Here is a 10,962-nt window from a genome sequence, read left to right on the forward strand (position 1 = left end):
TTCGCCGTCGGGCGACGTCATCGCGGTGTTCCGTTCCGTGAGGGGGACGAGGACTGGGAGGTGAAGGTGGCCGGTACCGCCCGGCCCTCACCGCCGAGGGCGAGGACTTCGTCGAACCCGTCGAGCAGGCAGCGCGCGAACAGACCGGCGTCGACGATGGAGGCTCTGTCGTAGCGTGCGGTGATCGTGCAGTACCCCGACCGCGATACCAGCACCACCATCATGGCCACACCCGGCAGGGGGCCGATCCCGTACTGCCGCAGCACCTTTGCCCCGGCGATGTAGGTGTCCCCGGCGTAGACGGGTACGTTGCTGGCCTGCACGTCGGAGTTGACGATCGAACCCGCCATCGTCTCGAGGATCGGGTCGGGCAGCAGGCTCACCACGGGCGCGATGGCGCCGACGAGGTCGAGGGCCCGCTCGTCGCGTTTGCGTGTCATCTGTGCGCGGATCTCCTTGATCCGCACCGCCGGGTCGGACAGCCCGATGGGCGCGGCGAGGTTCACGCCGACGAATCGGTTGCCGCCGGCCGGGTCGGCCTCGGAGCGCAGGTTGACCGGCACCGCCATCGGCAGGGTGTCGACCGGTACCCCTTTCGCGCGATGGTAGAGGCGTAGGGCGCCGCACAGACCGGCCAGGTAGGCGTCGTTGATGGAGCCGCCGGCGGCCTTGGCGGCGCGGTGCAGATCGCCGAATTCGATGTCGATGGCCTCGCTGCGTGAGGACAGGCTGCGCCGGCGCAGGATGGGTGACGGATCGGCGACGGGTCCGATCACCCGCGCGCCGGAGAACGCGTAGTCGACGGCACTGCCGACACGTGAGACCGGGTCCCGCACAACATGAGTTACGGCCGAAGCGGCACCGAACAGCGCGTCGCGCATCCCCCCGAGCAGCGTGCCCGGCAACCGGTTCAGGCCGGCGCGCATCAGGTCGTTGGGCGACAGATCCGACGGGACCGGAAGCGGCGGCACGACCTGGGGGTCCGGTTCGCGTTCGAAGTCGTAGAGCGTGGCGAACATCTCGACACCGCCGACCCCGTCGGTGACCGCATGACTGAGATGCACCATCAGCGCGGCGCGACCGTCCTGAAGCCCCTCGATGAGCGTCGCGGTCCACAGCGGACGGGAGATGTCCAGCGGCGACTGGGCAGCGACCTCCGCGAGGTCCATCACCTGCCGCCACGTCCCGGGCTCGGGCGCACGGACCCGCCGCAGGTGGTAGTCGAGGTTGAAATCGGGGTCGACCACCCAGCGCGGCGCCGCGGTCGGCAGGGTCGGGGTGACGACCTTCTGGCGCAGCCGCAGGACCTTCCGGGAGGCGTACTCGAAGCGGGTGCGCACCTGGTCCCAGTCCGGGGTCAGGTCGAGCAGTTCGACGGTGAGAATGCCTGATCGGGTGCGCGGGTTGGCTTCTCCGCGGTGCAGGATCTGGTCGAGCGGACTCAACTCCTCGGGGAGTCCGGCCGCGTCCAGCTCCGGCGTGTTGCTCATGCGCACCAACCTAGTCGGCGCCGGTGTTCTCGGAGGCGGCTTTAGTGCCGTCGCCGCGCCCGTCGTTTCTGCCGAGGGAGATACACTGCTCGGCGCTGCCTCCGTAGCTCAGCGGATAGAGCAGCCGCCTTCTAAGCGGTTGGTCGCAGGTTCGATCCCTGCCGGGGGCGCTCAGACAGTGTGTGGCTTCGGTGCATGATCGAGTCTCGGGATGTCGATTTCGCGGGTCGCTGCGAAGGCGGGCGTGTCGCGCAGTCGCTGCACGCCTGAGTTGCGCCGTATGAGGCGGAGGCCGGCCGAGGCCGAATAGCCGCCTAGGAAGCGGCTGCGCGGCGGGCGGCCTCTACCAAAGCTTCAGCCGCGCGTTTCGACCGCTTACGCTCCTCTGCGGTGGCTGACTGATGGGTATACGCCACCTTCGACTTCACATTCAGCAGCGCTCGCAGGTGCTTTTCCGCCCCGGCGTCTGCCTTCGCAAGTAAGGCGACGGCGTCGTTATGGTTCTCACCGGCGGCGTAGACACCAAGACGCACACCACATATGACGTCAGCAGCCGCGATGCCCGCGTTGACCAACAGGGAGACGGCGGCATCTGGCAGATCGTCATCGATCAGGATCGCGCCGTCAAAGAACTCGACAGCCTTCTTGAGACGACCACGGCGGATGGTATCGGAGCTGGGTCTCGTACGTTCAGTCATCCGATCGCCGCTTTCCTGCGCGTACAGGTTTCACCTGTTTGAGAAGCCACGCCCGCGATCCGGCCACGGTGAGCCCATGCTCGAGGACCTGTTGCACTACCGGTTCAGTTCTCGCCGTCGTCAGCTCGATCTCGGAGTACTCCACTACACGTGCGTCGTTACCCGTCCAGGCAGTGACCGCCGAAGCGAGCTCGTTCACCTGGCGCGTCCACACGGCATCAGGCGTGCCCGTCGCGCTGACGAGAAACAGGTCAACATCGCTTTCCGGCGTCATCGTGCCACGCACCGCTGAGCCGAACACCGCTGCGTAGACGGGAGGGTACTGCCACCCACCGAGTTCATCTTCGAGCCGCTCGAGGAACGTGCCGAAGAGTTTCGCCAACGCCAGGATCGGCGTCGCCGCGAGGTGTGCTGCATTCAACCGGTAGGTAAACGCGTTGCCAACGCGTTCTGAGAGAACAACACCCTGTGCGACGAGTCTTCCGAGAACCTTCCGAATCCCCTCCTCGGAATAGGAGTTCAGCACTCGGTGAATCTGACCTGTCGTGAACGTGACATCGGGCGCCGCCAACACAGCTAAGACATCTCCGTCCAGGGTCGGCGTGACCGTCGCGAACGGGCGGCTCATCTCCACGGTGTACCTCCGAGGCGTCACCAACTATAGTTGGTTTACCCGTACTATAGTACGGGTGGTCAGCCTTCACCACCTGCGCAGTACGGACTCACGAATCGCGTTGCCGTCATTCGACCTTCATCACCACCAACCATCAGCGCAATAAGCTCCTGGTCGGAAACTCGTCTCCGCCTCGACCTCTGCCGGGGGCGCTCAGACCTCAGCGAGGAATTTCAGCAGCACGTCGTTGAACTCGTCGGCGTGGCTGATCGGGATTCCGTGCGGACCGCCGGCGACGACGTGCAGCCGCGAATCCGGCAACGCCTCATGGGTGCGCCGGCCCGCGCCCTCGAACGGCACGGTCTGATCGGCGTCGCCATGGATGACCAGAGCGGGCACCCCCACCTTGGGCAGGTCCTCCCGGAAATCGGTGCCGCCGAAGGCCGCCATGCACGCCAGCGCCGCGGGCTTGCCGGCCTGCGCGCACATCGCCAACGCGTGCTGCCGCTGATCCTCGCTCACCGCGAGCCGGCCGTCGGCGGTGAAGACATCGGTCATCATCTGCTCGTAGAACGCGTCCTGGTTCGTCGTCAGCGCGGTCGCCATCTTCGCGGCCTGGGTGGCGGTGAGCGGACCCTCGGGGTTGTCCTTGCGCTGGGACATGAACGGGGTCACCGAGGAGGCGAACACGACGCTGCGCAGGCGCGCGACCCCGTAGCGCGCGCAGTAGCTGGCCACCTCGCCGCCGCCCATCGAGTAACCGACCAGCGTGGCGTCGTGCACATCGAGTTCCTCGAGGAGCGCCGACAGGTCGTCGGAGAGCATCTCGTAGGTGTAGCCGATCAGCGGTTTGTCGCTGCGCCCGAAGCCGCGCCGATCATAGGTGATGACCCGGTGACCGGCCGCGGACAGCGCCTCGACCTGGGCGACCCAGGAATCGGCGTTCCAGGGCCATCCGTGGATCAGCACCACGGGGCGCCCTGAGCCGCCGGTGTCCTCGACGTACAGCTTCGTCGTGCGGAGCAGTCCGCGGTGCGCGGTGATCACGGCCATCGGCAGGCATCCTCTCGAGTCAGGTTCGCAAAACCCCTGTACCCAGCCGGCCACGATCACTACCGGCCGATCCCGCCGGGGCAGTCGGCGGTTACGCGAGCAGCGAAAACGGGTCTGGACGGCTGGCACCCGTGCGAAAGTCGGTCCATGGCGGTCCAGCACACGTCCCTGCGGCACGACATCGACGGCGTCGGCTTCGATTCCGTTCTGGTCCAAGCGGATACCACCACTGATGCGCCGACGGTGTTGGTGTTCCACGGGATGGAAGGGCGTAGCGATGCGCAGCTGGGCTTCGCCGAACGGCTGACCGAATGGGGTTACCAGGCCGTCGCCGTGGACCTGTTCGGCGAGGAGGTCACCCGCGGCGGTATCGAGGCCACGACCGCGGCGATGACCGGTTTCCTCGACGACCGCACCGCGCTGGCCCACCGCCTGGCGACCGTCTACGCGACGTTGACCGCGGTCTCACAGATCGACCCCGACCGTGTGGCAGCCATCGGATTCTGCTTCGGCGGGTTGTGCGTGCTCGACCTGGCCCGCGCCGGCCACCCGGTGATCGGTGTCGCAAGCTTCCACGGGCTGCTGACCGCACCGCCGGCCTCCGACCGCCAGGTGACCGCGAAGATCGCGGTGTTCCACGGGTGGGACGACCCGTATGCCCCGCCGGAGGACGTCGTCGCGCTGGGACAGGAATTCTCGGGTCGCGGCATCGACTGGCAGCTGCACGCCTACGGCAACACGGTGCACGCATTCATGGCGCCCTGGGCCGCCGACCCGACGCGCGGCATCCAATTCAGCGAATCCGCGTCCCGGCGAGCATGGACTTCGCTGGGACTGTTCCTCGGCGAGTGTTTCACCACCGGAGCGCGAGCTCACTGAGCACAACTCGCCCCGATGTCCCCCACGCGATACGGTACTGCTCGAAACTTCGGGGAGGGTCCGGGCAGAAATGAGCAAATTCAGCAGCGTGTCTGCGCTGGGCGCCGCGGCTGTCGTGGCCGCAGCCGCGGTGACCGCACCGCCGGCAGAGATGTCCTCGCGGCCCGTCGACCCCGCCGCGCTGATCATCGTGGGTAGTTCCACGAAGCCGGACCCGTCGGGCAACGAAGCCTTCTTCCGCGGCTTGTTCAACCAGGCCCCCTACAACCCGGGCGGGGCGGCGGGACCGGACCTGGTCAGCGTGAACTTCCGGGGCGGGACCCGGGCGCTGCGGGAGGCGCTCGACGCCCACCCGGACGAGCCCAACGCAGTCCTGTCCTCCGGCTGGGGCGCAGCGAACGCGAGCCTGGTCCTGACCGGGCTGGACCGCTCCGGCGCGCCGGTTCTGCCGAAGACCGTGTTCGTCCTCGACAACAACGTGTCCCGGCCCGACGGCGGATTCGGGACGCGCTACCCGCTGTTCGCGCTGATCGGGGTGAACCCGTTCCCGTCACCGGTCGACACGGCCGCCGCAGCTGTTGTCGACATCGCCTACCAGTACAACTACAACTCCAACGCACCCGCGGACCTGCTCAATCTCGTCGCGCACGTGAACTCTCTGGTCGCCTACCTCTACGACTACCGTGATCAGACGCAGATCGACCTGCCGGTGGACGTGGCCGGCCGGCCCGCGGTGACGTGCGGTTCCGCCAACACGTGCGCGGTGCTCGTCGGCGGCGCCGATCCGCTGCCCTGCCCTGATGCGCGGTGCGACGCACCCGCTGGGGACCGCATCGCCGCCTATGTCACCACCCGCGGCAACACCACCTACGTCACCTACACCACCGACGAACTACCGCTGACCCGGCTGATCCGGCAGACGCTCGGTGACACGATCGCCGACGTCTCGGCTCCGCTGCTCAAACTGATCGTCGACTCGGCGTACTACGACGGAAACCCGATCCCATCGGACCCGAGCCGGTACCGGCCGGCCCGCCTGATGCCGTCCTGGGGTGAGCTGACCCAGACCGCGGCCAAGGTGCCCGCGGCCCTGCGTGAGGGTGCCGAGGCGTTGTCGGACAGGGATTCTCGGAACTCGGCAACCGTCGTCGTCAACGATCGGGACGACACGGCACCGGAGGCTCCCGACGCCGAGCGAGATACCGGCGAGGATGTCCTCGACGCGGCACTCGAGGAGGCGGCCCGGGAAGCGACGGGCGCCGAAGATCCGGAGCCGACGACCGCGGACACCGACGCCACGGAGGAACGATCCGGGTCGTCGGATTCGGCGCAGCGCGACAGACGTCCCTCCAGGACGGGCGCGGATCGGTGAACCCGCCGGTGCGGCACGCGGCCTCACCGTAGGCTCGCCTGCGATGCCCACCACCGTCGAGGACCGCCTGGCCGCCCTGCCGGACTCCGGGTACGTGTACCGCACCGCGTGGCGGGTGGCCACCGGAGACATCGGCAGCGACCTGAACCTACGACTCGACGGTGTCGCGCGCTACATCCAGGAGGTCGGCGCGGAGAACCTCGTCGACGCCGGGGAAGCCGAGGCCCACCCGCACTGGCTCGTGCAGCGCACCGTGATCGACGTGATCGAACCGATCGAGTTCCCCAACGAGGTGACCTTCAGCCGGTGGTGCTCGGCGCTGTCGTTGCGCTGGTGCACGATGCGCGTCGATCTGGTCGGCAGCGACGGCGGCCGCATCGAGACCGAGGGCTTCTGGATCGCGATGAACGCGAAAACGCTGACGCCGCAACGGGCCACCGATTCATTGATCGAGAAGTTCTCCACCACCACCGCCGAGCACCGCCTCAAATGGCGACCCTGGTTGCGCAATCCCGACGACACCGACCACGCGGTGCCGTTCGCGTTGCGTCGCACCGACATCGACCTGTTCGAACACGTCACCAACACCGCCTACTGGCACGCCATCCACGAGGTGGTCGCGGTCGCGCCCGAGGTCTGCACACCGCCCTACCGCGCCGTGGTCGAGTACCGCAAACCGATCAGGTACGGCGAGGACGTCACGATCCGCTGGGCGCAGCGTGAGGGTGCGGGCTCCCCCGAGGTGCACATCGCGCTGACGGTGAACGACGAGGTGCGGGCCGCGGCTCTGCTGCGCAGGCTGCCGATACGCTGAGCGGGTGTCCGAACTCGTACTGACAGAGGTCTCCGATCACGTCGCGCTGATCACCATCAACGACCCCGACCGGCGTAACGCCGTGACCGCCGAGATCTCGGCGGCGCTGCGCGCGGCGGTGTCCGACGCCGAGTCCGATCCCGACGTGCACGCGGTGATCGTGACCGGCGCGGGCAAGGCGTTCTGCGCCGGAGCCGACCTGAGTGCGCTGGGTGCGGCGACCGAGGACGGGCTGCGAGTGATCTACGACGGCTTCCTGGCGGTGGCCGACTGTGCGTTGCCGACCATCGCGGCGGTCAATGGCGCTGCCGTCGGCGCCGGGTTGAACCTGGCGTTGGCCGCCGACGTGCGGATCGCGGGTCCCGCGGCGATGTTCGATCCGCGTTTCCAGAAGCTCGGTATCCACCCTGGCGGGGGTGCCACGTGGATGCTGCACCGGATCGTGGGGCCGCAGGCCGCGCGTGCGGCGCTGTTGTTCGGGATGCGCTTCGACGCCGAGGCCGCGGTGCGTCACGGGTTGGCGCTCGAGGTCGCCGATGACGCCGTCGCCGCGGCCCGGGCGCTGGCGGCCGGGCCGGCTTCTGCGCCGCGCCAAGTGGTGCTCGACACCAAGGCGTCGATGCGCGCGACCGCGCAGCCGGGCACCGACGACAGTGCGGCCCACCGGCTCGCCGTCGACATCGAGATCGTCCCGCAGGCACGTTCGATCGAGTCCCCGGATTTCGCGGCCCGCCTGGCCGCGGCCAAGCGCCGCTAGGTCAGAGGTCGAGCAGGGCCAACCGGGGATCCTCCACCAGGTTCCGTAGCTCACCGAGGAACCGCGCCACCTGGGCGCCGTCGGCGACACGGTGGTCGAACACGCAGGTCAGCCGCATCGTGGGGCGTGCGACCACGGCGCCGTCGATGACCACCGGCCGGGGCTTCACAGCGCCGACGCCCAGGATCGCCGCCTCGGGATGATTGATCACCGGCACTCCGTCATCCAAGCCGAGCGCCCCGAAGTTCGACACGGTGAACGTGGAACCCTGCATTTCGGCCGGCGTGATGCTGCCGTCCCGGGCCGCGGCGACCAGCCGGGCGACCTCGTCGGCGAGCTCACGGGTGGTGCGCGTTTGCGCCTCGGTGACGACCGGCACCAGCAGCCCGCGCGGTGCGGCGACGCCGACACCCAGATGGACCGCGTCGTGGACGTGGATGCGAGGACCGTCGGCGGACTCCGACCACGTCGCGTTCAGCGCGCGATGGCGACCCAGCGTGAGCACCAGCAGACGCAACAGGAGCGCGAACGGGGTGATCGACTCGGCGCCCATACCGACCAGACCGTCGCGCAGCCGCAACAGTTCGGTCGCATCCACTTCCACCGATGCGGCGGCATCGGGGATCTCGTGATGGGACAACGACATTCGACGCGCCATCTTGAGGTGGACACCGGTAACCGGTTGCGACGGTCCCGCCGTCGCCGCGGCGAGCACGTCGTCGCGGGTGACGATACGGTCCGGTCCTGTCGGGTCGACCCGGCCCAGGTCGACGTCGAGGTCGGCGGCCAGCTTGCGCACTGCGGGCTTGGCTCGGACCCGCCGCCGGCTGCCGTCCATGCTGTCGTCGGTGCCGTAGCCGACCAACACCGGTTTGCGCGAACGTGTGTCGCCGGTGTCGGTCGCGATGCGCACCAGGACCGAGCCCACCGGCAGCGTCTGGCCCGCGTCGGCGCCGAGTTCGGTGACGCGTCCGGCGAACGGGCTCGGGATCTCGACCTGCGCCTTGTGGGTCTCCACCGTGCACAGGGTCTGGTTCAGTGTGACGTCGTCACCGACGGCGACGTGCCAGTCGATGATCGTCGCGTCCTCGAGTCCCTCCCCGAGGTCGGGCACCAGGAACTCCTGCACGGTGGTCATGGTGCGGTCATCGCTTTCTCCACACAGTCGAGCAGACGGTCCACGCCCGGCAGCCACAGTTTCTCCAGTCGCGCGGGCGGATAGGGCGTGTCGAAGCCGGTGGCACGCAACACCGGTGCCTCCAGGTCATAGAAGCACTCCTCCTGGATCCGCGCGGCGAGCTCGGCACCGAACCCCAGCGTGCGCGGTCCCTCGTGCATGACGACGGCGCGGCCGGTCTTGCGCACCGACGCCGCCACGGTGTCGAAGTCCAGCGGGTTCAGTGCGCGCAGGTCGATCACTTCGATTCCTGCCGAAGATATTTCGGCGGCGTTGAGGGCAGTCGCGACCAGCGGTCCGTAGGTGATGACGGTGACGTCGTCACCTCGACAACGGATTTCGGCGTGCCCGATCCCCGGGGCCGGCGCGTCGAAGTCCACCACCTCTTTGGCCCAGTAGCGGCGTTTGGGTTCGAGGAAGATGACCGGGTCCGGACAGGAGATCGCGTACCGCAGCAGCCAGTACGCATCCGTGGGGGTGGCCGCCGTGACCACCTTCAGCCCGGCGGTGTGCAGCCAGTAGGTTTCGGTCGACTCCGAATGGTGTTCGACGGCACCGATTCCGCCGAACGACGGGATCCGCACCGTCACCGGCATGGCGACGTCCCCGCGGGTCCGCATGCGATATTTGGCGAGGTGGCTGACCATCTGGTCGAACGCCGGTGCGGCGAACCCGTCGAATTGGATCTCCGGCACCGGGACCATACCGCGTACGGCCATCCCGATCGCGATGCCGATGATCGCCGACTCGGCCAGCGGTGTGTCGAAACACCGTTGCTCGCCGAAACTTCGGGCCAGTCCGTCGGTGACGCGGAAGACGCCGCCGAGGGTGGCCACGTCCTCGCCGAACACCAGCACGCGGGGGTCGGCGCGCATGGCGTCGTGGAGAGCGCGGTTGATGGCTTGCGCCATCGACAGCGGCGCGGCTTCGGGCACGTCGTCGTCGAAGCCGGAGGGGCGCTCGATCAGCTGTGTCATCGCTCAGGCCTCCTTCGCCAGCTCGGCCAGCAGCTGGTCACGCTGACGCGCCACCTCTGGGGTGATGTCGTGGTACACCGTGTCGAAGACCTCGCCGATGTCGGGGTCGGGTGCGCCGATCACCGCGTCGCGCAGCTCGGTGCGCATCCGTTGCGCGCGCCGGCGCACCCGGTCTTCGAGCCGCGCGGTCCATACCCCGCTGCTCTCCAGATAGGTGCGGTAGCGGGCGATGGGATCCCGTGCGCGCCAGCGCTCGACGTCGTCGTCGGAGCGGTACCGGCTCGGGTCGTCGGAGGTGGTGTGCGGCCCCATCCGGTAGGTCACCGCCTCGACGAAGGTGGGGCCGCCCTCGCCCCGCGCCCGGGTGGCGGCCTGCTCCATCACCGCGTAACAGGCCAGGACGTCGTTACCGTCGACGCGCTCCGCGGGCATGCCGTAGCCGAGGGCACGCTGGGCCAGCGTCGGACCGGCGTGTTGCCGTTCGACCGGCACCGAGATGGCCCACTGGTTGTTCTGCACGAAGAACACGCACGGGACACCGAACACCGCCGCGAAGTTGAGCGCCTCGTGCACGTCGCCGGTGGAGGTGGCGCCGTCGCCGAAGAACGCCACGGTGACCGAGTTCTCGTCCAGCCGCTGGGCGGCCATCGCTGCTCCGACGGCGTGGAGTGCATGGGTACCGATGGGTATCGCCACCGGCGCCACGCACCGGTCGGTGAAACCCAGGCCACCGTGCCAGCTGCCCCGCCACAGCGCTGCGAGGTGCGCCGGCGGGATCGCTCGCACCAGGAACGCGCCCAGTTCGCGGTACTGCGGGAACAGCCAGTCGGTCTTGCGCAGGCACGCCGCCGCACCGACCTGGGCGGCCTCCTGCCCGCGGCAGGACGCGAACAACGCGAGCTCACCCTGCCGCTGCAGGTTGACGAATTCGGTGTCGAGTTCCCGGGTGAGGACCATCGACTCGTAGAGCCAGGCCAGGGTTTCCGGGGGGAGGTCTCGTCGGTATCGGGCTTCACCGGTCGGGGCGCCGTCCGGCGCGATCAGTTGTATCGGCTCACCGAGTTCGGCGAACGTCGACCATCCAGCCATACCGCCTCCTGTGGCCACTGGCGGCGGATCGCGCCGTCAGACG

General features: G+C 68.6%; 11 protein-coding genes and 1 tRNA gene. 5 read left to right on the plus strand and 7 right to left on the minus strand.

Annotated elements, in window-relative coordinates; translation table 11 throughout:
• Positions 1-17: 17 nt before the first annotated feature.
• The gene (locus ACAG25_RS02090) at positions 18-1,490 is read right to left on the minus strand and encodes a wax ester/triacylglycerol synthase family O-acyltransferase (protein ID WP_370486618.1); all 1,473 of its coding nucleotides are present in this window, start codon (positions 1,488-1,490) and stop codon (positions 18-20) included.
• Positions 1,491-1,587: 97 nt separating this feature from the next.
• Between ACAG25_RS02090 and ACAG25_RS02095 the strand changes: the two genes are divergently transcribed.
• Positions 1,588-1,660, plus strand: a tRNA-Arg gene (locus ACAG25_RS02095).
• A gap of 144 nt (positions 1,661-1,804) precedes the next feature.
• On the opposite strand, the gene ACAG25_RS02100 is transcribed toward ACAG25_RS02095, so the two are convergent.
• The 3 genes from ACAG25_RS02100 to ACAG25_RS02110 all read right to left on the minus strand — a co-directional run bounded on the left by ACAG25_RS02100 (position 1,805) and on the right by ACAG25_RS02110 (position 3,854).
• Positions 1,805-2,188, minus strand: a complete 384-nt coding sequence (locus ACAG25_RS02100) for a hypothetical protein (protein ID WP_370486619.1) — start codon at positions 2,186-2,188, stop codon at positions 1,805-1,807.
• Positions 2,181-2,822 (minus strand): nucleotidyltransferase domain-containing protein, encoded by a 642-nt coding sequence (locus tag ACAG25_RS02105; RefSeq protein ID WP_370486620.1) that lies wholly within the window; start codon positions 2,820-2,822, stop codon positions 2,181-2,183. The genes ACAG25_RS02100 and ACAG25_RS02105 overlap by 8 nt, the downstream gene beginning before the upstream one ends.
• Positions 2,823-3,014: 192 nt before the next feature.
• Entirely contained in the window at positions 3,015-3,854 is an 840-nt protein-coding gene (locus ACAG25_RS02110; protein WP_370486621.1) for an alpha/beta fold hydrolase, read from the minus strand.
• A gap of 147 nt (positions 3,855-4,001) precedes the next feature.
• Here ACAG25_RS02110 and ACAG25_RS02115 point away from each other — a divergent pair, with 147 nt between their 5' ends.
• From ACAG25_RS02115 to ACAG25_RS02130, 4 genes are all read left to right on the plus strand, one after another.
• Entirely contained in the window at positions 4,002-4,733 is a 732-nt protein-coding gene (locus ACAG25_RS02115; protein ID WP_370486622.1) for a dienelactone hydrolase family protein, read from the plus strand.
• 70 nt (positions 4,734-4,803) lie between these two features.
• Positions 4,804-6,105 (plus strand): PE-PPE domain-containing protein, encoded by a 1,302-nt coding sequence (locus ACAG25_RS02120; RefSeq protein ID WP_370486623.1) that lies wholly within the window; start codon positions 4,804-4,806, stop codon positions 6,103-6,105.
• Positions 6,106-6,148: 43 nt separating this feature from the next.
• Positions 6,149-6,919 (plus strand): acyl-[acyl-carrier-protein] thioesterase, encoded by a 771-nt coding sequence (locus ACAG25_RS02125; protein ID WP_370486624.1) that lies wholly within the window; start codon positions 6,149-6,151, stop codon positions 6,917-6,919.
• Between the two features lie 4 nt (positions 6,920-6,923).
• Positions 6,924-7,676 carry an enoyl-CoA hydratase gene (locus tag ACAG25_RS02130; RefSeq protein ID WP_370486625.1) on the plus strand — a complete coding sequence of 251 codons (753 nt, stop codon included), beginning with the start codon at positions 6,924-6,926 and terminating at the stop codon, positions 7,674-7,676.
• A 1-nt stretch (position 7,677) separates the two neighbouring features.
• Here ACAG25_RS02130 and ACAG25_RS02135 read toward each other — a convergent pair whose 3' ends face one another.
• The 3 genes from ACAG25_RS02135 to pdhA are packed head-to-tail and all read right to left on the minus strand — an operon-like array spanning position 7,678 to position 10,919.
• Positions 7,678-8,814 carry a dihydrolipoamide acetyltransferase family protein gene (locus ACAG25_RS02135; RefSeq protein WP_370486626.1) on the minus strand — a complete coding sequence of 379 codons (1,137 nt, stop codon included), beginning with the start codon at positions 8,812-8,814 and terminating at the stop codon, positions 7,678-7,680.
• Positions 8,811-9,830, minus strand: coding sequence for an alpha-ketoacid dehydrogenase subunit beta (locus ACAG25_RS02140; RefSeq protein WP_370486627.1), 1,020 nt, complete (start codon positions 9,828-9,830; stop codon positions 8,811-8,813). The genes ACAG25_RS02135 and ACAG25_RS02140 overlap by 4 nt, the downstream gene beginning before the upstream one ends.
• A gap of 3 nt (positions 9,831-9,833) precedes the next feature.
• Complete coding sequence (gene pdhA, locus ACAG25_RS02145; RefSeq protein ID WP_370486628.1) at positions 9,834-10,919, minus strand: pyruvate dehydrogenase (acetyl-transferring) E1 component subunit alpha; 1,086 nt, start codon at positions 10,917-10,919, stop codon at positions 9,834-9,836.
• Positions 10,920-10,962: the final 43 nt, after the last annotated feature.

This window comes from Mycobacterium sp. pV006 (assembly GCF_041287115.1).
Classification (GTDB): Bacteria; Actinomycetota; Actinomycetes; order Mycobacteriales; family Mycobacteriaceae; genus Mycobacterium.